Below are 21,273 nucleotides of genomic sequence, written 5' to 3'. Positions count from 1 at the left end.
TTGAAAAAAGAGAAAGCAATGATCAAAATTAATTTTAGCAAAGGAAAAATTATCATTAGCATGCTGCTATGTTTTCTTCCAGCAGTCATTGGGTTATATGCCTGGTTATACTATGATTTTATTTTTAAACTAACCTCGACGATATGGGTACTCGTGGCCGCATCGATTTTTTATCTTAAACTACAACAGTTAAACCGCTATCGAAGAGGAGAGGCCGCACTCATTATAGATGAGCATATATTACTAAACAACAGCATATTGAAACCGAAGCAAATCCCATGGACGGATATCGATTATTTTGTTACTGGTTTATATCGGACAAATTCTATTTTTATAAAACTAAATGACCTTTCATCGCTAAAAAAAGAAAAAACAAGCCGTCTAATTCATTTATTAAGCTTTATTGACCGTAATCTATCAACAAAACCTGCATCTTTTTGGATCGATATAGATGTCATCGATATCAAAGAAAAGGAGCTTATGGCTCTGTTGCTACAGCGACTAAAAATGTAGCTGTACATCGGCGTTCCCCAAAAAAGGTAGTCTAAAAAAATCAGCCCCTTATCCATATAAGTGGGCTGATTCGCATTTATTATATCTAACACGGTTACATCAGAAAATATCCTTGCTATAAAAACGCAAAATTTTGAGATTTAGTACTTTATTTAATTCTTAAAATCAATTCAAAAATATTAGCGGTTCAACCGTAAAAAACCATCTACGCGGTAATATAGATAACCTCATGGGCTTCTGTTAACTGGGGAACTTCCAAATTATGAAGCATTTTATCCAAGACAGTTTCTGGTAGTGGGTACTCTCTATCGCTATTCTGCGCGCGCCAAATCTTATAGGGTTTTTCAACGTATAACAATTTCACATAAGCTTGATAGCTGACAAAAAGATCGATCAATTGTTTTCGCATCTGGGAAGTTATATTGGTGGCATTCCAGATAAAATCCTGTCCACAGCGTAAGTATTTTTTTGCCTGCTCTTTTGCTTCCTGTACAACCCATCCGTTTCTCTTTTTATCAGTAGGATCAATGCGATATTTGCGTCTGATGTCATCCAAACTAATAACAGGGAGGTCAGTATTCATCGCTAAAATCTGATAATCTTTTCCCATTCCCGGCAAACCTGAAAGTACAGTCACGGTGGATTTGAATGTATCAAAAGGCACATAATCAACATAGCTATTGTTTCCATTAAAATATGTAAATCGTGCATTTTCGGACAAAAAAGAACGTGTGGCATCCCAGCAGCCAATCTCTTTACTATACAGTTCGAACATATCCAATGCGTAGAGCAAAGCATCCAAATCGGCACAGTACCTTCCTTTAGCATCTGCTTCGGCCAACAACTTAAGTTGGCCCATATTGACACTCAATGACGCCTCCAAGGCGCTCTTCATTGGATCGACTTTTTCCATCAACCACAATGGCAATCCATGATAGCGTACCAATGCGACAATTTCCTCCCGTAATGCAAAAGGGGTCTCCACATCACGAAATAAAATCTCCCGTGCGGTCTGTGCTCCTCTTTTGGCATGATTTGGAGAGCTGATACGACCATCTGCAGCGACAATTGTCGTTGATCTCTTCTCGACATCATGCAATAAAGCGGAAGCCCAGAGGAGCTCCTGCTTTTGATAATCCAGATTCCGGTATTCAGGCAATCCTTCCAGCTGCTGTAATACCATTTGGGTATGAATCGCGACATTCCCTTCGGCATGATGTAAAGGGTCTTGTTGTACCTGTTCCATATCCCTGACCCAAGAAAATTGCTTCCCTAAAGCCGACCAATTCTTATTTACTGCTATTGTCCATTCCATTAGAAATCCCTCCTTTCCCAAATCATTTTTGTTCTTCGCCATGATTTTGTCCAATGTTCGTCGGTCTGCACATGTCCTTTTCTAACATATTTAAAAACATTGTGCTGAAATTCACTGACAGTATACGCATCAGCATTTCTGCAGACTAACCCTTCCATCGTACATGCTTCTCCAGTTTTAGGGTCAACCGATCCAAATTTAGAAGACTGCATGGCCAAATTTTCGACTGAACGCCGAAGTTCTAACTCAGTCAAATCCTTTACAATTTCGAGTTTTAAAACAGGCACAGTAGGCAAATCAAATAAACTGGCATAAAAAGTAACTTCTTCCCATGAAAGCCACTGATCTTTAATTCGAGCAGCAAAAACATAATAATAGTGCTCAAGTTGCACATATTCGATAGAATGCACAGCATAAAGATTTTCACCAAAAAACTCTAAATCATCCAGATCGTTTTTTAATCTAGACCAATGCTCCCGAAGCTGAGCCGTCCATGGCGACGTGGTCGGAGCTGCATGGGATCGTGCAAATACTCCACGCCGTGAAAGGCAATTATTTTCACCATCTAATTTTTCTGTAAATAACAGTTTATGGAAAGATTGTATATCCTTCCAATAATGTTGATTAAAACGATCGTCGCTGCTTGTCCCTGGCGAAAATGGGAAATGATAGGTACGACCATATTTTGTTGATTCCATTTTTAAAATTTAAATCCATATTAAAAAATTGAAGACATAGGTATAGGGTAAACAAATCGGGTACATCCCGTTGTTTACTTTCTTCCTAAATATCGACAATGCATTACATGACTTTAATTTTAAAAAATGACAACACAAATGATCTATTGCTGCAAAAGTATTAAATTTATTTTAAAAACATAAAACAGAAAAATGTGACGAATACCAGCAAAAATGTGATGAATCAAATGTTTCTTCATCTTTTAGCTGGGATTCTATTTTTATTTCTATAAAATAGAATTTGATTTTACTACTTTAAGCTGAAGAGTATCAAACCGGCTTTATTAACTTTATTCAAAAAAGACACTACATAATTAATCCATTATTTAACCATTCACGTCCGATTTTGCGGTGTTACGGCAAATAGCCAAGATTGCATACAACATTGGACTGTCAAATGATCATAAATACAGGGATTAAAAAATAATTGATCACATGGATACATATATCGTGTTAAAAAGGTTCTCTAGTTTAGAAGAAGCTCAAAAATGTCATAAACTACTTTCGGAAAAAGGTGTAACAACGCGGTTGGCAGATAATGTACCCCCTGTGGATATTACATTTTCTGGAAACACGGTTGGATTTCAATATGAGATTCAAATAGATCCTGCCAATTTTGCAAATGCAGAATCTATTTTAGAAGAGCAGGAAATGCAGTCTCTCCCCTTGGTTGAAGACGACCATTATCTGTATCAGTTTTCCGACCAAGAGCTCTTAGAAATTCTTCAAAAACCCGACGAATGGAACAAATTAGACTACGCACTGGCTAGAGAAATTCTATTAAAAAGAGGGAAAGAGATCGATCAGCAAAAGCTTGATCTTTTGAAACAGGAACGGCTCATGCAACTACGGGAACCGGAACCGCAGCAGAAGTATTGGGTTATTTTCGGCTATATTTCAGCTCTTCTAGGTGGACTTTTAGGAATTGTAATCGGCTATATGTTGTTTAGTTCCAGAAAGAGCCTACCGAATGGCGAACGGATATTTTCCTATTCAGATCATGACAGAAAACATGGGACAAACATATTCTATATCGGATTATTCGTATTCACAATATCCGTTCTCATCAAAATGCTCTGGGGATGATAACATACAATGAATACGATTTACATTTTTTAGCGGAATAGCTCAAGTGCAGCTTTGTAACTATGGTATTATGTATCATATCGCGATCTAATTAGTGCTAACGTCAACTGTAAATTTTTAATATTAAAAAAAATACCTATATTTAAGATGACATCTTTATTCTTGAATTATTTTTTGTAAACCTACAAACAAATTAACTTTATGAATAGTTTAAAGACCACAGCCACTCATTTCCGTTATAAAAAGCATCCAGGAGATCTATTCAGAAATACGTCTGTTCAATTATTACCGCATCCCTATAAAAATCAAGAAGACTTTTGGGTATGGTTTCATCCCTCCTACCACCGCAGTGAAGACATTTCAGATTTAGGCGACCTGTACAAGCAGCTTCACGATACACCTTGCCAAGAAACGATAACAACATCAAAAAATGAGCTATGTTACGCTGCAGTAGCGAAAGAACATCTCTTTGAAGAAATAAAATCATTGGAACAAAAGATCTATCAGGATTGTTTTGAAAACTTTTATTTATTGGTTATTGAAGGCCGCATCGAGCTGTTTGAAAGTCATCAGATTGAAAGTAAAGAATCTAGCTCCTAATGTTTATCTTTAAACCGTTATGCATTATTTGACTTGTGCGATCATAAGGAAGGACGATAAGGTACTCATTTGTCAGCGCCCGCCATCGGCGACGCATGCTTTAAAGTGGGAATTTCCTGGTCGCATAACCGAATCCCACCTGCCAACGAAAGCAAATTTATCGCTCAAAATCAGGGAAGAGCTAAGTATAGATGTTCTTGTCGGAAGGCCCTTAGAAATGACGCAACAAGGCCATAAAAATCTGGCACTATGCCGCTATCCTGTTCTCTGCACCTTTTCTTCTGGCGAAGTTGCCATGCTAGAATATGTCCAAGCAATTTGGGTCTCCTCTGTAGAACTATCGCATTTTGATTGGACCGATACCGATCGACCAATTGTAGAAGAGTATACCCGATACCTTGAGAACTCAAATCCTCCGTCCCGTATAAAGGAAGCTTTTTTAGAAATCCTAATTGGACTCATTGGTTTTACACTGGTCCATATGTTCTTCAACGTATATATAGGCTTATTGATAACTTTGATCTTAATCACTATTACTGGAATTTATAGTTATCACACCCGAAAAAATATTAGTAAAAGAATCTCATAAAACTTTCCTACATTTATAAAAACTAAATAACCCCTAATTTCATTTTAGCCATACTGAAGACTTAATCAGATGAAAGATTTCCCACAATTAGAGACAGAACGACTTATTCTTAACGCAATAGACCCGACTGATATTCCACAGATTGTAGACTATCTGCAAGATAAGGTCTATTCGGACTTCACATCGAACATCCCCTATCCCTACCGAAAGGAGGATGCTGAATACTGGCTTAAATTAGCGGAAGAAGCATTTGTCAATCGTAAAGGATTCACCTTTGCTATTCGAAATAAAGATAAAAAACTGATCGGAGCTATTGGTCTGCATGATGAAGGCTCGGATAAGGCTGAGTTGGGATACTGGATTGCTATTCCTTACTGGAATAAAGGTTATGTCACTGAAGCTGCAAAAGCAATCATTGATTTTGGGTTTAAAGAATTAAACTTTAACAAAATCTTTGCGACCTACTTCCCCCATAATCCAGCATCGGGAAAAGTCATGGAAAAAATAGGAATGAAAAAAGAGGCACTGTTAAAACAACATTTAAAGAAAGATGGCCGGTATTACGATATCCCATTATACGCTATTTTTAAATCGGAAAAATAAAACAGCAATTTCTCATGGATAAAAAGAATATCAAGTTGCGCTGTGATCATACATTTCCTATACTTATTCTTCTTTTTGGTTGTATTGCTATATTCCCAATAATAATTTCTAAGTATTCTATTTCTCTGTTAGGAATAATATGGGATACTTGCTGTGGGCTCATCATATTTACAGGCGTTTGGAGATTTGAGCACTTCGAAATATCTGGAGATACACTTACCAAAGTAAACTTAGGTGGATTATATCGAAAGGATTTAAATATGTGTCATATAACCAGATATACAAAAAAAGTGATTGATATGAATCACTTTTGGAATCCGTTTAATATCATAAAGTTATTTAGTAAGGAGAAAAAATATTTTAAATTCAGAACCATAAAACTTCAGGCAACAGATAATTTAATCATGATAATAAATGAACGAAATATGCATAGCGAGGACTTCAAAAAATTATACCATATAATCAAAACCTATCAGAAACGACAAGTCAAGTCTAAATCTCTAATTGTTTCGAGAAATTGACTAAATTTAAACAACTGATAATCATAAAGGATAAAACATGAAAATATTTGCATTCGCTGGGAGTAATTCTTCCACATCAATTAACAAACAATTGGTCAAATTTGTACTCAAAAGCTTCCAGGGGCACGAGATTAATTTGATCGACCTGAATGACTATAACATGCCTGTCTTTTCTGTAGACCTAGAAAAGAATGGATTCCCACAGGAAGCACAGCTTTTCCTAGATCATATAGCCTCCAGTGACATGATCATTTGCTCTCTCGCAGAGAACAATCGCTCCTATAGCGTAGCATTTAAAAATGTATTTGACTGGGCATCTAGAATAAATGTTAAAGTTTTCCAGGATAAACCCATGTTGCTTATGACAACTTCGCCAGGAGGTTATGGTGGTGGAAATGTGATGGCCGAAGCGCAGAAATTTTTCCCGCAGTTTGGAGCAATCATTAAAGAAACATTTTCGCTTCCCAAATTTTACGAAAATTTTGATCAGGATAATGGCGTAATCAGTCCTGAACACCTCAATAGTCTAAAGGAAAAAATAGCGGACTTTAAGCAACAAATTTCCTCCTAGCGGCATTCCGCTAAAAATCTATTTCCCTTTTGTGGGTTTTGCACAACTAATGTTATGTACTAGGTACATTTTACTTTGCATAGGATTGACTTTTTGCTTACCCTTTCTTTGCTTTGAAAGCAAAGAAACACCAATAAAACACCAATAAAACGACAAAGAAATAGCAAAGAATAAGCGAATCAGGCCCCTAGCAATCCCAAAGGAATAGCGAAGAAACAGCAGAGAAACACCAAAGAAACACCAAAGAAACACCAAAGAAACACCAAAGAAACACCAAAGAAATAGCAGAGAAATAGCAGAGAAATGGCGAATAAGCTGCAAGCCTTTGCCTTAGCCCCCCAAAGAGCAGCGCTATAACAGAAAACTGACCCCATAGCGATAACAGCTATCAAAGGTTCATAATTAAGGAGGGGGACTTGCCCCTCCTTAAATTTATTTAAGGAGCTCTTCGAGTTTTTCTATCAACTTTACTCCTTTTAAGTTAATTCCAACAATCTTACCTTCGGGAGAGATGAGGTAATTTTGCGGGATAGCCTGAATACCGTACAATTGAGCGGCTTGATTTTGCCAGCCATTCAAATCCGACACCTGGGGCCAGGTTAATCCATCTTGTTCAATCGCTTTCATCCAGTTATCTTTCTTCCCGGGTTTATCTAGTGAAACACCCAGTATCTCAAATCTTGATCCCTTAAACTTTTGATAAGCTTTAACCAAATTAGGGTTCTCAGCACGGCAAGGACCACACCATGACGCCCAAAAATCCAATAGCAGGTATTTACCTTTAAAATCTGAGAGTTTTAACTCTTTACCTTCAGGAGTTACTTGTGCAAAATCTAAAGCTGGCTGTCCAATTCCTAGCTTTTTTGCCAGTTGAATATCTGCTTCTAATTTTTTCCCGATTGCAGTCTGCCTTAATCTTGATGACAAATTGAAAAACAAAGGTTCAGTGGTAACCACATTATCATCGTAGCCAGCAACTTCCTGCAAGGCCAATAAACTGAAGTAATTGTCTGGATTATTGACTATAAAATTTCGTTGCGCCTTCTTACGCTGTGTTTCGATCTTATCTATTTCTAGCCCAATTTGGTTGAGTGCATTTTCATCACGATTTTTTGCTTGATACAGATCAGCTCTTTTAGATTGCTGAACCATGAGCTTCTTCTCATAGGTGCTTAGATAGTCTTGATACTGCTTATAGGCTACCTGCAGTTTCCCGCCTTGTACCTGTGAAGACCCGAAAGGACTTTGAACGGTGATTTGCGTATTGGGTTCCTGAGGGTCTACATAAAATGTGAGACGCTCCATCGGTCCACCTTTGCGATTAAAGAAGGAAGCTCCATCTTTGGAATAAAATAACATCACTTGCGTTGGTTCCATGATTTCCCCTTTATAGATAACATCATTGGGACCAAAATTAATAGAGTCAATTGTCAATTTTCTGTCCACGATGTAGCGAACAAATGCTTTAGATTTTGCGGGAAATTGTTTCCCCTTTATTGTTAATTGAAAACGCTGTCCTTGAGCGAATACTGTCCCAAGACAACTTAAAACCAAGAATAACGATGTAGCTATTTTTTTCATGTTGATAATTACAGTGCTTTAGCACGCGCCACAAGAGCATCGGCCAGTTTAATAATTTTTGAAGTTTCCAGTTCAGCCAAGCCACGTGCAGCTTCTGCCGCCTGAACGGCTTCTTTCTTTTTCTTTAATGCGATACAAATATCAGCCAATGTTCCTTGATTGGAATAACTTGATGGATTCAATACAACGGCCTGTTTAGCCAGCACATAGCATTGTTTTAGGATAACTGGATTTGCAACAGTTCCCTTCGCATTGGCATTGCGGCGGGCAATAAAACTCAGCCGTTCATCTTCATTCTTGAGCAGGCCTTTCCTCAATGTATTCGTAAGGACAACAAACTCCTTATCGGTTCCATGTGCTGCGGTCCACTCTACTTTATATAATGCTGCTTCAATTTTTTGTTCTGGATCTTTTAACCCTTCAAAGTAGGCTACTCCTGCGTTAAATTCATCTACTTTATGCTCTCTAATATAGCCATACATAGCATATCGTAGCAGCTGGGCCTCCTTTTTTGCAAAATCTGCAGGCGTCGCTATACTTTTAAAATAGGCTTTGTTCGACTCAAAAAATTTACCGTAGCGATCATCCAGGCTTTGTGCCATCATTTTTATGGTCTCCCATCCATTTGGGCTCTTCAAAAATTCATCGGTAGCTACACTGTCCAATGCCTTTTTTGCTCCATTTGCCGCTTGATTATCGGTTTGTTCCATCACTTTAATATAGCGGATCAGGAAATTCGATTCCCGCATACCCAAATCATACGATTTACGCAAATTGGGGATCTGAAAATTAGGGTCATTAGCTTGCTGTGCCTGTTTCAGGAACAAATCGGCTTCCATACGAGACTGGGTTCTATAGATTAATGTTCCCTGTCCATCTAAAAATAAATAAGTAGGAAAACTTCTGATTTGGTATAATTTAGCAATATCTACGCCCTCTCCTATCTCACAGTCAAATTTAGTATTGATAAACCTGCTGTTAAAATAACGAGCCACTTCAGGCTGTGAAAACACATTCCCTTCCATCCATTTACAAGGAGCACACCAGGAGGTAAATCCATCCAGGAAAATCAGCTTATTTTCCTGCTTGGCCAATTCCTTTGCCTGATCAAAAGTGATCTTCTGAAACTGTATATGTTCTTGTGCAAGCAATAGCATCGACTGTGAAAAAGCCAGTGCTGTCAATAATATCTTTTTCATTTTTTTTTATTAAGATCCTAATCAATTTCTATGATGATAGAAATTGATTAGGATGAGCGGTCTACATCTAATTTTGTTATCGTTCGTATTGAGGAATTCCGGGATTCAACGAAAGTACCTTGGGCGGAACTGGAAGTATCATCCGGGCATCCGTGGATTCCATTTCGAAAATTTTCCCTGCCAATGGATGTTGGATTGACTTTTTAAAATTGTCTGCTATTGCGAGTCGTTTCAAGTCAATCAGCCTATCGGATGCCATAAATGGCATTTCGCGACGTCTTTCGTCAAGTACCGTCTGTAAAACAACTTTTGGATCCGTTGAGGTTAACGCTTTATTATTCTCTATTCGACTATTTCGTAATGTATTCAAGAAACCTAGTGCCTCTGTTGTATTCCCCGTCCGAACAGCTGCTTCTGCAGCAATCAAAAACAATTCAGGTGTATTAAATCCAGTACTAAATTCGACGTATGGAGCAAAAAGAACCCGCCCTGGAAATTTTACAATAGTAGCGCCTAAAGAAGCCTGATCGCGACAGAAAAATAATTCATAACGTTTGTCCTTTGCACCTGCAGGCAAATCTTTTGCATAAGTGTCAATCAGCTCTTTAGAGGCATAAAATTCGGCATTCGGACTACCTAAGGAACTTGTTCCTAACCGAGACCATACGGCCTCCGTATTCGTTCTGGAGTCGGGAAATTGGACAGAATTATCTGTTTTTAGGCAAACCCGTCCCCAAGTTGTCTTATCCTTATTGGTATATAAACTATAATCGATGAGCGTTTTATTGACCGCAAGTGCTTGTTTTGCATTCTCAAGGGCCTCTTTGTATTTTCCCTGATAGAGGTAAACACGGCTTAGAAAAGAGAAGCCGACTGAACGCACTGCCTGAAATCTATTTGACTGCACTGTACTTAAATTTGGCAGCGCATCATTAAGATCGCTAATTACCTGATCATAGATCGCCTGAACAGACACACGCTCATATTTTTGATTGATATCCTCTTTCAGCACCAAAGGTACCCCTAGATCTTTTGTTGCACTTGCAGGATTATAATGCGCGGCATAGATATTCACTAGACTAAGGTACTCAAATGCACGACCGACCTTAGCCTCAGCCCAAACCCTTTTCTTTTCTGCCTCGGAGCCCTCTGTTGCTGCCAATACATTATTAATAACAACATTGTAAGTGAATATATGGCTATAAGCCGATTCCCAGTATGGATCATACTGGCCATCTTCAAATATAGCACCGTGGGCAAAGCTATAGAGTTGTTTTTTCACATAGTCATAATAGTCATAGCTTGCTGCTGATTGTACATCCTGAGGGTCTCCGGACTGTAAATTATCTACTAAATAGTTCGGATAAACAGCGGAAGCTCTTACTAAAGATTGATCGTTTAGCAGCAATTTGTAATCATTCAGATTCTCTGGAATTGTAAAACCTTTTGGTTTGATATCCAGATATTTACTACAGCTATTCAATGTCAATAACCCGAATAGCAATCCTATATATATTTTTCTCATGATATTTTCTTATTAAAATCCTACAGATACACCTAAATTGTAAATTATTGGTGCTTGTATACCTCTACTTGGACTCGTTACCGTACTATACCCAGCCCAAACCTCGGGATCGAGATTATCCTTGTTAGCGACCCAACGCCATGCATTCAATACCTGTCCTGTTAGACGCACATAAGAAAGTTTTGTCGGTGCAATCCATTGTGCAGGCAGGTTGTAGGATAATGAAATATCGCGCAATTTAATATAGTCAGCCTTCTGAACAAATTTATGTGCAGCATTGAAAATATCGGAAATATTGCCTGAAGCAGCAGAAACAAATGCAGGAGCAATATCAGGGTTACTTTCATCACCAGGGTTCTTCCAATAATTCAACCATAATTTGTCGAAGTTACTATTGTAGTTAAGCTCCGCGTATTTACTCAGGAACTCTGGATGAACTCCCCGCATCACATGACCACCATTGAAAATGAACATAAAGGAAAGCGTCAAATCTTTATATCGAAATCCATTTCTGAAAGAAACAGTGTAGGGAGGTACAGTCGTACCTTCATAGATTAAATCATCGACCGTCAATTTTTGTGTTGTCTCGACCAGACTACCGTCGGCCTTTCTTGCTAAAGGTCTCCCCTTATCATTTAATCCCGCATAGTCTATACTATACAAACTACCCATTGGAATTCCAACGCGATTTTGAGGAGCATAATAGTAATAGTACGGCGTGTTCTGTTCAACATAGAGATTCGTAATCTTATTTTTGTTGTAACTAAAATTCAATGTGCTGTTCCAACTGAAGTTTTCACGTTGAATCACCTTACCATTCAGCCCCAACTCGATCCCTCTATTCTGCATATCCGCATAATTAAGCAACACCATATCCCATCCCAAGGTTGGATCCAACGGCGTATTCCCCAATAAATCAGAAGTTTTCTTATTGTAAATATCAAGGGTAGCTGTAAGTCTATCTTTAAATAGTGAGAAATCAAAGCCAACATTGAATACTTTTGTTCGCTCCCATCGCAACAATGGATTAGGCGGAGAATCAATGTAGGCTTGCATTTCACCATTAAAGTAGTTCAGATTGTTATTCACCCTTGAAATTAAATATGGTCCGTTATCTTTTGGCACATTTCCGTTAACGCCATAGGTCATTCGCAAAGCCCAACGATCTAATGGTTCCCATTTGATTTTTGGCAAATGATACAAAGCACCGATTGACCAAAGAGGTTTGTATTGCGTTTTGATATCCGTACCAAATAAATTGGATTGATCTATTCGAATACTTCCACTCAGTGTTAACTTGCGATCATAGGTATAAGAGCCATTAGCATAGAAGGAAACAAATCTATCGACTAGATCCTTAAATCCAGTCTCTTTTTTCGAAATAGTATAGCTATTAAAAAGTGCCTGTGTATTTTGGATCTGAATACCAAAAAGCTCTTCATTAATCCCCTTATAGACTAAACTGCTTTCATCGTACCCGTATTTATAAATATTTGTATAACGATTGTTAATTTGCCTGCGCTCAGCACCTGCAATAGCTATAATTTCATGTTTATCCCGACTGTTATATTGATAATTGAATTGACCACGTAAGGTATAGCTGTTGACATCGTTACGTTGTTCGGCAAATTGTCCCCCCTGCGGAATATTGCGCTTGATTGACCCGTCCTTTCCAATTTGGGTCGCGTCATTGACCATACCTACAACGGACTGGGAATTTTTCCTATTTAAAGTTCCGTTGTACCCTTCTGTTCTTTCACTTTGATAGGATAGATCGAAGTCCAACCCTTTAAGTAGCTTAAAGTTGGCAGCAAAATTTAAATTGAGGTATTTATTATAAAATTTTTCATGAATCGCTGCTACGTGCTTTAAAGGAATATAAGTTTCATCTTCCAGTCCCATGGCATTCAAACGATCAATCTCAAATTGCGATTTTGAATTATACCATTGCGCCGGAGAACCGTTTTCATTCTCAAGAAGATAATAGGATGCCTTGCCCCCCATATAGTTATCGTAGAAATTAAAACCAATATCGCCTTCTCTATTTTGATTTTTCCCTAATACGTTTGCGCGTAAACTAAACCAATCGGTAAACTTAAAATTATTTTTCAGACTGAATCCCAGTTCCTTATTTGTTGCACGGCCTTTATTATAATCTCCTGGTTGGGTATAATTGAGGGAATAATGATAGGTATAACGATCGGAGCCTCCCGAAACAGCCAGGTTATGTTGCTGATCGAATCGAGTAGTGTTCAGAAACTTATCCATTTGACTGAAGCGGTCACGATTTCGGTATACATCCAGACGTTTTTCCATCTCTTCTTCCGAAATCACGCCACCTTTACGATCGTACAAAATCCGATACACATCATTCATTGCTTTTCTAGGATCAATAACAGCATAATCGCCCGAACGATAATTAAACATTTCTTTTTGAAAGTTGACCAGTTCAGCACTGCTCATCTGATTAAGATAGCTACGGCTTGGAAGTCCCCTAAAAGAAAGGGTATTGCTATAGTCGATCTTCGTTTTACCTGCGGAGCCTATTTTTGTTGTGATCACAATGACACCATTGGATGAACGTACGCCGTAGATAGAGGCTGCCGACGCATCTTTTAAAACGGTTATGGAAGCGATATCATTGGGATTGATTGCTGTTAAGTCGCCTTCAAAAGGCATACCGTCAACAACGATCAGAGGCGCAGCCTGCGCATTGATTGTAGATCGTCCGCGAACCTCGATACCCAGATTATTTTTATTATTCTGCGGACTTGAGGTATTTCGCACCAAATTTAGTCCTGGCAACAATCCATCGATCCGATCCAGCAAATTAGGCTGGAGCCGCCCTTCCATGTCTTTGGCAGTGACCTGCGCAATTGAACCTGCTGCTCTTTCTTTGCTTATTTTTTGGTATCCTGTATTGACCGTAATGTTCACTTCCTGCAACTGCTCATCCAAGGCTCTTAAGGTAATCCTATTCAAATCGGACTTAGCTGCAATCGTAAGCGGAGCAAATCCGACCATGGTAATGTCCAAAAAGCTATTTGAACTAACACCGTTAATTTCAAAATGTCCATTTTGATCTGTAACGGTCCCTTTTGGAACACCTTTAACACGAATGGTTGCACCTTGAAGCGGTCTGTTGTTATAATCGACAATAAAACCTTTGACCGTCATTAACTGATTAGCGATCGAACGTTGTGTTTGTTGAGATTTCTCATGTACGACAATAATCTTCCCCTTGATCTCAAAATCGAGATCCAAATCGTCCAATAACTTCCCAAGTGCATTTCCCAACGATTCTTTTTTAACAGTTAAGTTAACCTTTGTATCTGGATCGATGGTTGTCGCTGCCCATACATAAGAATAGCCGGTCTGCTTATTGATCTCTGAAAAAACCTTTCTCAATGAAACTGATTTCTCATGTATCGATATGTCCTGTCCATACGTTTTAGCTCCAACATGAAGCAGACAACAAGACATCATGATGGTTGTAAGCGATATGCGCATAATGTTTCCCCTCCATTGCGGCCTACCCCAAATATCTGGGCGATCGCTGTTTTTCATTTGTTGCGTTTGATCGTGTAGGGCACGACCAAGTTGTGCATAATTTTTATACATTTGTTTTAGGTTAAGAATTAAAATTCTGTTACAGTTAGAATTACTTGATCTGAAGCCCTAAATGTTGCAAGCGTTTAGGGTTTCTTCTTTTCATTTAGGTTGTTTTTTCTACATAAATGGTCTTTCCTTTAAATTTAAACTTAATTTTTCCTGTGCTCTCCAGTACGTTGATGATATCTTTCAGGCTGCTGTTACGCGACAACATCGCTTCAAATTTTTCCGATTTTATTTTGTTATCGAGATAGACGACATCTATGTTATACCAGGATGCCAACTCATCCATAATAACCCCTAAAGTCTCCGAATTGAACACAAAATATCCGTCTTTCAATGCATTACGCACGTCAAGATCAATTATTCGTCGTTCGATCTGCCCGAGTTTGATATAAGATTCTTCCCCTGGCAACAGTATAATTTGCCTGTCGCCCTGTCGAACCCGAACTTTACCTTCGTATAATGTCGTTCTAAAGTCTTCTAGATTCTTGGTTGATTTCACATAAAAATGTGTCCCTAATACGGAGATATTGATCTTCCCTGCTTGCACCACGAAAGGTTTCAGTTTTGGGACCTCACCTCCCCATGGCAAATGTTTCTTGGCAACTTCGAAGTAAGCCTCTCCCACTAGACGAACTTCCCGCATGCTATCTACTTCATAGTAATCTAACTGCGTTTTCGCATTCATCCACACTTTGGTTCCATCAGGTAATACCATGGTCATTTTACCCCCTTTGGGTGTTGCCGCGAATAAGCTATCCGTCTGGCTGAATTTATTTTTCGTGGGAGCAGCAAACGATAATAAAGTATCTCCGGGAACCATCGAAATTGAATGTCCATCTCTCAAACGAACTACCCCCGTCATTTGAGCGGGTTGAATATCTTTATCCGGAGTCTCCTGATATACCGTATCCGAAAGATTATGGATAAAAAATAACACCAATAATCCAATCAGTACTGCTGCAATACCGTAAGACCACATGCGTTTATAAAAAGGTTTAGTGTATGAGGTATTGAGGTAATCTTGTTCAAAGAGGGCAAATGATTCCTCCCAATCATAACGGGCTATCCCGTCTAAATCCGCTTGCATTTGAACTTTGTTGTCAATCAGATCACATAGCCCCTTATTTGCATCCGTTTCGGACCTCCATAAGTCCAACTGCAATTTTTCGTCATCGCGCAATCCTTCCAGCTTGGATTTGCTCAGTAAATAAATGATATGTTGGGGTAATTGCTCCATATTGCTCTATATACTTAAAACAATATTTTGATTTCGTTTCTCTAAAAAGAGGGTAGATATTTTCACAAAAACCTATGTATCAGAAGTATAAATTTTCTAATAATAGAGTAAAAGCAAAAGTAGGCAAAAAAACTGGTCAGGCTTGAGTCTTAATCTCAAAAGTTCAATTCCCCTTTTCTTTTGATTGTAGATCGTACTAGTGGTTAGTCCTAAGGAGATTGCTGCTTCCTGTGGGCTTAGATCTTCAACAATCAACTTACGCATCACTTGCTTACACTGCTCAGGCAGCGTATCAATGGCATCATGGATCGTTCGAAGCGTTTCCATATAGATCATTTGATGGCTGATCGGTAAATCGACCAGATCAACCTGTGACGTATAAAAACTGTTTTTTTGTTGAATCCGATTTTCTTGTTGAATCATGTTTAAAGCGGCGTTTCTACAGCTTGTGTAGAGAAAACCACGGATTGATTCAACATGATCAAAATCAATCCGGCGCTCCCAAAGCTTTAAAAATACATCCTGCACTATTTCTTCGATGGTACCTTTATCAAGATTCATCTTTTCTAAAAAATAGCACATTGGACTATAGAAAGTTTTGTACAGAAACTGTAAACCATCCCTTCTGCCCTCTCGAAAAGATTTTAAAAAATCTTGCTTGCTAAATTCTTGGTTTACCTTGTTTTTCACAATTCAATATTACTTAAATTTTAAATAAATATGAAAATTTCATTTATTGTGATCAACAATGCCGCGCTGGCAAGTGATAGAAAACGTACTAGCCAAACGGGTTGAGACGATACTATTGTATTCGGCAGCGATTAACGTAAATGCGAAGCAAGATCTATGTATTTAAATTAAAATTTCTACGCGATCAATTCTGTTGACGCAGGCTCTTGGTAGTAGGCTTCATTCCATTTTGCCAATTGGCACATAATAGGTATTAATGCCTTGCCTTTTTCTGTCAAAGAATACTCTACACGTGGTGGAAGCTCCCTGTACTCTTCTCTCAAAATTACACCATCCTCTTCCAATTCTTTTAATGAACTGGTCAGGACTTTCCGAGAAATGTTTTCGATAAGCGCATCCAATTGACCAAATCGGGCTTTTCGATCGCGCAAAGTATAGATAATCACAGGCTTCCATCGGGTACCTAAAATTGCCATAGAACGCTGCATGGCGCAGGAACAACTTTTAAATTCAGTCCTTTTCATTTGAATATATTCAAAATAGTTACGCAAAGGTAACTAGTTTATACCAATAATAGTTACAAATATACACTATTTAAAATATCTTTGTGAAGATTCACGATTTAAAACAAGAAAAATGAGCATACAAACACTTTTTAATCCATTTGAGTACAAAAACTTAACGCTCAAAAACCGTTTTGTAATGGCGCCAATGACGCGAGCATTTTCTAAGGATGGGGTTCCCGACAGCGCTGTAGCGGGTTATTACGAGCGTCGTGCCGCGGGGGATGTCGGTTTAATTTTGACGGAAGGTACAGTTATTGAAAGACCTTCATCAAAGAATTTAAAGGATATTCCAAACTTTTACGGTGACCAAGCATTGGACGGCTGGAAAAATATCGTCGACGCTGTGCACGAAAAAGGCGGAAAAATAGCCCCTCAACTATGGCATGTTGGCTATACCCCTATGCAATGGACTCCGCCTGCTGCGTTTGAAAGCCCAGATACAATGACATTAGCGGATATAGAGGCCACAATACAAGCTTATGCTGACGCTGCAAAATCTGCAAAAGACCTCGGTTTTGATGCTTTTGAAATCCACGGGGCCCATGGTTATCTGATTGACCAATTTTTCTGGGAAGGGATGAACCACAGAACAGACGAATTTGGTGGAAAAACAATTAAGGAGCGTTCTAAATTCGCTGTTGAGGTCGTAAAAGCAATGCGAAAAGCGGTCGGACCTGATTTTGTGATTATTCTACGTTTATCACAATGGAAACAGCAGGACTATACAGCCAAGCTTGCTCCTACCCCTGCAGCGATGGAAGATTGGATCCTACCATTGACCGATGCAGGTGTCGACATTTTTCATGGAAGCCAACGTCGTTATTGGGAGCCGGAATTTGAAGGCAGTGACTTAAATTTTGCTGGATGGCTCAAAAAGATTTCAGGACAGCCCACAATCACGGTTGGATCTGTAGGTCTTGACAAAGACTTTGGTGAAGTATTTACAAATTCTGAGTTCAGGTCCTCTCCCGCCTCACTGGACGAACTGGTTCGTCGTTATGAACGTGGCGATTTCGACCTTGTAGCAGTAGGCAGAGCCATCTTACAAGACCCCAATTGGGTGAAGAAAGTGCAAGCCGAAAAATACAACGAATTATCGACTTTTGAAGCTAAGAGCTTGGCGAGCTTATCTTAGTAAGCTCGCGCGATTAGGTGGATTAAAATTACGTTATTCAATATTATAAAACAGGGGCAAAAAATTGATTCGAAAATCAATTTTTTGCCCCTGTTTTAGAGCGATAATTCAGTAACTTGTCTCCAAAAATGGATACAAACACTTGCTTAAATGAAAATCACTGCAACCAAAGTATATGTCATCAGCGGTTTGGGTGTAGATCAACGTGTATTCAGCAAGATAGACTTTGGCTCGCTTGATATAACCTATCTGGATTGGATTACACCAAATCCTAATGAACCACTATCTATTTATGCAAAAAGAATATCTGCTAAAATTACCGCAGAGCAACCCATCCTTATTGGGCTTTCTTTCGGCGGAATGCTTGCAATGGAAATTGCCAAAATTATAACTGTTCAACGGGTTATTCTGCTAGCTTCGGCCAAAGGACGACATGAATTACCCATACTGTATCGATTAGCGGGTAGACTCAAGCTGAACGTGTTTGTCCCTAATTCATTGCTCAAGACCCATAGCTTTCTGTCGGATTATTTTTTTGGTATACGCCGCAAGGAAGATTCTTTACTGCTAAAACAAATCCTAAAGGATACAGATCCAATCTTTATGGCCTGGGCAATACATCAAATTCTACAATGGAAAAACAATTCGGTTCCGGACAATTTAATTCATATACACGGTAGTAGCGATCGTATTATCCCCATCAAAAATGTAAAGCCCAACTTTATCATCAAGGGTGCGGGACATTTTATGACGGTCACTCATGCCCAGGAAGTTGAAAAACTCTTGCAAGAAATTTGTTCGTAAATCACCAACTTTTAATCACCGAGACCTATCCCAACTTTTCTAGTCGCTCAGAAAATTAAATCCACGTGGATTCGTATCGGCATTAGTCGCACGACATGCTGATCAGTGTAAAAAATTATTATTTGGAGAAAAGGACAAACAATAATTGAGAATAGAAGGTTCTTCTATGAGAGCGCGGTCTCTATATGGAAGCTAAAAGTCTCACTTTATTACTTAGTGGGAACAGTCAAAAGCGATATAGTTAGGTTAAATAATAACAAGAGTATGCGAACACGGCTCATATTAAGTTTTTTATTCTGTCACATCTTTTTTCTCACTATGCTGGCACAAATCAATAATACTACAGCTTCGAAACTGGAGGTCGCAGCAGCCTTAGGTCCGTACCGTCCGATCGGTGTGAGCGTTACATCCAACAATCGATTATTTGTTTCCTTCCCAAAACAAGCGAAAAATTATCAGTATGCACTTACTGAAATCATCAATGGAAAACCTGTTCCTTATCCAAATGAAGAATGGAATTTAAAAGGAAAAGAGAGTTCCCACTTTGTAAATGTCCAGGATATATTTGTCGATACCGAGGACAATCTCTGGGTATTGGATTCTAAACCATCTTCTGCCGGATCAATTTTTGGAAAAGATGAAAAATCGACTCAAGGCCAATTTAAATTGTTAAAAATCGATACAAAAAAAAATAAAATTGAGCATATTTATCGTTTCGACGACCTTGATAAAACCAAATCAGGTCTAAATGATATGCGCATTGACCAGAAGCGAAATTTAGCCTATCTCTCCGATCCCGGCCAAGCGGCCATCATTATTTTAGACCTCAAAACTGGACAGACTAGAAAGGCTTTAACTGGAAGCCGTTTTACGCTGGCTGATCCTGATGTAATATTAAGCTATAATGGTATTGAAATGCGCAGTGAAAATGGAAAGCCTTTTTCTTCCAACGTGAATGGCATAGCATTGAGTCCCGATTTTAAATATTTATATTTCAAACCGATCAATCAAACCCATCTGTATTGTATTGCAACAGAATTTTTAGCAAATAAAAGGCTGACGGATCAAGAATTGGAGGCAAAAGTGGAAGACAAAGGAGAAGTGGGAATCACGCATGGCTTACTAGCAGACATTGATGGAAATATTTACCTAACATCGTCAATAGATTATAGTATTAAATATTTAAATCCTGATGGAAATGTGAATACCCTGGTACAGGACTCCCGAATACTTTGGCCCGATTCTATGGGCATCAGCGGAGATGGATACCTTTATTTCTCTTGTGCACAACTCTTTAAAGACCCACAATGGAATAAAGGAGTTGATAAGGTAGAGTTGCCATATTATGTCTTTAAAGTCAAATTACCGAAATTTTGAGAAGAATGTTACAACAAGTGAAGTTCTGAAGCATAAAACTCGCGCTAACACATCTACTTTTTACCTAGGTATTATCCCGTGCGCAGCCTTAACAAAATTCCCTTCGAATAGTTCCCCTTTCTATTTATCCACCCTTTCCACTTACAAGATAAGACACTGAAATTCAACGCCATAAAAACAATTAAATCGGAGTAAAAGCACAAATCACCAAGACATGCCTCCAATTATAAAAAACAAAGGCCTCTTAGATAAAGTATAAAATTTTTAGCAAAAAATTTGTAATACTAATATTTTTAGTATATTTGAATATCAGTTTTAGACAACGCTTTTTATGGAACACAGCGCAGCATATGACAATAAGGATTTACACGTAGGTGACATCGTTCGCTTTCATACCCCCTATCCCGATGAAGATCCGAATACGATTTTCATTGTACTGTGGTCATATTACGATCCCGCTGGAAAATCCTCACGAGCGGAACTAGTTAAATTTGACCAAAGTTCCAAACAAACGCCTGTTATTCAGAAGTGGTTTATACGAGATTTAGAAAGAGTTCCCGAAGTAAGTCCAGAATTGCTGAAACAAATTGAGCTATTTATGAAAAGTAAACTTGGTAATGCTATTATCAGTAAGCTAGTCATCTAACAAATTTTAGATCTTCAAATTCGACGTAAAATATGGAAAACAAATTCAAAGAGAAGCGAGGTATAGTGTCAGGTCCGATCTGGTCTGACTGGCGCGAACAACTTCGGGAAAGTGAATTAGTCGGCTTACATCAGAGACTCGAGAAATTAGAAAGAGAAATACTCCTTGATTGGCTGCAATGGCATGATCCAAAAGGAAACTATACAGATCGCAAATGTATTGAAAATGGCGTGCAGCAGCTTTCCAAATTAAAGGCTGTCGCGTATGTACATAAAGAAATCCTGCGAATCCACATGAAAAGAAGATATAATGACTTTTCGAATACGCACGCACAACTCATCTTTAACAACTAAAATTTCA

20 protein-coding genes are annotated in these 21,273 nt (G+C 38.5%); 11 read left to right on the top strand and 9 right to left on the bottom strand.

All coding sequences use genetic code 11. The features are described from left to right. Positions 1–18: 18 nt before the first annotated feature. A complete protein-coding gene (locus tag ACLCDV_RS08925) occupies positions 19–513 on the top strand; it encodes an STM3941 family protein (RefSeq protein ID WP_411973458.1) in 495 nt (164 codons plus the stop codon). Positions 514–718: 205 nt separating this feature from the next. On the opposite strand, the gene ACLCDV_RS08920 is transcribed toward ACLCDV_RS08925, so the two are convergent. Both ACLCDV_RS08920 and ACLCDV_RS08915 read right to left on the bottom strand, forming a co-directional pair. After that, positions 719–1,870 carry an AAA family ATPase gene (locus ACLCDV_RS08920; RefSeq protein WP_411973457.1) on the bottom strand — a complete coding sequence of 384 codons (1,152 nt, stop codon included), beginning with the start codon at positions 1,868–1,870 and terminating at the stop codon, positions 719–721. After that, the gene (locus ACLCDV_RS08915) at positions 1,828–2,526 is read right to left on the bottom strand and encodes an RNA ligase family protein (RefSeq protein WP_411973456.1); all 699 of its coding nucleotides are present in this window, start codon (positions 2,524–2,526) and stop codon (positions 1,828–1,830) included. The genes ACLCDV_RS08920 and ACLCDV_RS08915 overlap by 43 nt, the downstream gene beginning before the upstream one ends. 474 nt (positions 2,527–3,000) lie before the next feature. Between ACLCDV_RS08915 and ACLCDV_RS08910 the strand changes: the two genes are divergently transcribed. From ACLCDV_RS08910 to ACLCDV_RS08890, 5 genes are all read left to right on the top strand, one after another. After that, entirely contained in the window at positions 3,001–3,651 is a 651-nt protein-coding gene (locus ACLCDV_RS08910) for a hypothetical protein (protein WP_411973455.1), read from the top strand. Positions 3,652–3,852: 201 nt separating this feature from the next. After that, the gene (locus tag ACLCDV_RS08905; RefSeq protein ID WP_333575629.1) at positions 3,853–4,251 is read left to right on the top strand and encodes a hypothetical protein; all 399 of its coding nucleotides are present in this window, start codon (positions 3,853–3,855) and stop codon (positions 4,249–4,251) included. A 19-nt stretch (positions 4,252–4,270) separates the two neighbouring features. Then, the gene (locus ACLCDV_RS08900) at positions 4,271–4,840 is read left to right on the top strand and encodes a hypothetical protein (RefSeq protein WP_317667598.1); all 570 of its coding nucleotides are present in this window, start codon (positions 4,271–4,273) and stop codon (positions 4,838–4,840) included. Between the two features lie 69 nt (positions 4,841–4,909). Beyond that, positions 4,910–5,443 (top strand): GNAT family N-acetyltransferase, encoded by a 534-nt coding sequence (locus tag ACLCDV_RS08895; RefSeq protein ID WP_317667599.1) that lies wholly within the window; start codon positions 4,910–4,912, stop codon positions 5,441–5,443. A gap of 558 nt (positions 5,444–6,001) precedes the next feature. Then, positions 6,002–6,535, top strand: a complete 534-nt coding sequence (locus ACLCDV_RS08890; RefSeq protein ID WP_336834679.1) for an NADPH-dependent FMN reductase — start codon at positions 6,002–6,004, stop codon at positions 6,533–6,535. 432 nt (positions 6,536–6,967) lie between these two features. Here the strand turns inward: ACLCDV_RS08890 and ACLCDV_RS08885 are convergent, their stop codons facing one another. The 7 genes from ACLCDV_RS08885 to ACLCDV_RS08855 all read right to left on the bottom strand — a co-directional run bounded on the left by ACLCDV_RS08885 (position 6,968) and on the right by ACLCDV_RS08855 (position 16,909). Further along, positions 6,968–8,116 carry a TlpA disulfide reductase family protein gene (locus ACLCDV_RS08885; protein WP_336834680.1) on the bottom strand — a complete coding sequence of 383 codons (1,149 nt, stop codon included), beginning with the start codon at positions 8,114–8,116 and terminating at the stop codon, positions 6,968–6,970. Positions 8,117–8,124: 8 nt separating this feature from the next. Further along, positions 8,125–9,315 (bottom strand): thioredoxin family protein, encoded by a 1,191-nt coding sequence (locus ACLCDV_RS08880; RefSeq protein WP_336834681.1) that lies wholly within the window; start codon positions 9,313–9,315, stop codon positions 8,125–8,127. 76 nt (positions 9,316–9,391) lie between these two features. Beyond that, positions 9,392–10,840 (bottom strand): RagB/SusD family nutrient uptake outer membrane protein, encoded by a 1,449-nt coding sequence (locus ACLCDV_RS08875; protein WP_411973454.1) that lies wholly within the window; start codon positions 10,838–10,840, stop codon positions 9,392–9,394. Positions 10,841–10,852: 12 nt separating this feature from the next. Beyond that, positions 10,853–14,461, bottom strand: coding sequence for a SusC/RagA family TonB-linked outer membrane protein (locus ACLCDV_RS08870; protein WP_411973453.1), 3,609 nt, complete (start codon positions 14,459–14,461; stop codon positions 10,853–10,855). A 94-nt stretch (positions 14,462–14,555) separates the two neighbouring features. Next, a complete protein-coding gene (locus ACLCDV_RS08865; protein ID WP_411973452.1) occupies positions 14,556–15,695 on the bottom strand; it encodes a FecR family protein in 1,140 nt (379 codons plus the stop codon). Between the two features lie 96 nt (positions 15,696–15,791). Next, positions 15,792–16,385 (bottom strand): RNA polymerase sigma factor, encoded by a 594-nt coding sequence (locus tag ACLCDV_RS08860; protein WP_317667605.1) that lies wholly within the window; start codon positions 16,383–16,385, stop codon positions 15,792–15,794. A gap of 176 nt (positions 16,386–16,561) precedes the next feature. Further along, entirely contained in the window at positions 16,562–16,909 is a 348-nt protein-coding gene (locus ACLCDV_RS08855; RefSeq protein WP_317667606.1) for a helix-turn-helix domain-containing protein, read from the bottom strand. 112 nt (positions 16,910–17,021) lie between these two features. Here ACLCDV_RS08855 and ACLCDV_RS08850 point away from each other — a divergent pair, with 112 nt between their 5' ends. From ACLCDV_RS08850 to ACLCDV_RS08830, 5 genes are all read left to right on the top strand, one after another. Continuing rightward, positions 17,022–18,086, top strand: a complete 1,065-nt coding sequence (locus tag ACLCDV_RS08850; RefSeq protein ID WP_333625213.1) for an NADH:flavin oxidoreductase — start codon at positions 17,022–17,024, stop codon at positions 18,084–18,086. Positions 18,087–18,236: 150 nt separating this feature from the next. Then, positions 18,237–18,890 carry an alpha/beta hydrolase gene (locus ACLCDV_RS08845; protein WP_317667608.1) on the top strand — a complete coding sequence of 218 codons (654 nt, stop codon included), beginning with the start codon at positions 18,237–18,239 and terminating at the stop codon, positions 18,888–18,890. Between the two features lie 318 nt (positions 18,891–19,208). Then, positions 19,209–20,267 carry an L-dopachrome tautomerase-related protein gene (locus tag ACLCDV_RS08840; protein WP_411973451.1) on the top strand — a complete coding sequence of 353 codons (1,059 nt, stop codon included), beginning with the start codon at positions 19,209–19,211 and terminating at the stop codon, positions 20,265–20,267. Between the two features lie 331 nt (positions 20,268–20,598). Beyond that, positions 20,599–20,913: a hypothetical protein gene (locus ACLCDV_RS08835; protein ID WP_317667610.1), complete on the top strand. Its 315-nt coding sequence runs from the start codon at positions 20,599–20,601 to the stop codon at positions 20,911–20,913. Between the two features lie 32 nt (positions 20,914–20,945). Beyond that, positions 20,946–21,266 carry a hypothetical protein gene (locus ACLCDV_RS08830; RefSeq protein ID WP_336834688.1) on the top strand — a complete coding sequence of 107 codons (321 nt, stop codon included), beginning with the start codon at positions 20,946–20,948 and terminating at the stop codon, positions 21,264–21,266. Positions 21,267–21,273 lie beyond the last annotated feature (7 nt).

It is taken from the genome of Sphingobacterium sp. Lzh-3 (assembly GCF_046764375.1).
Classification (GTDB): domain Bacteria; phylum Bacteroidota; class Bacteroidia; order Sphingobacteriales; family Sphingobacteriaceae; genus Sphingobacterium.
The sequence above is the reverse complement of the archived record's forward strand: the minus strand, read 5'-3'. Positions and strand labels throughout refer to the sequence as shown.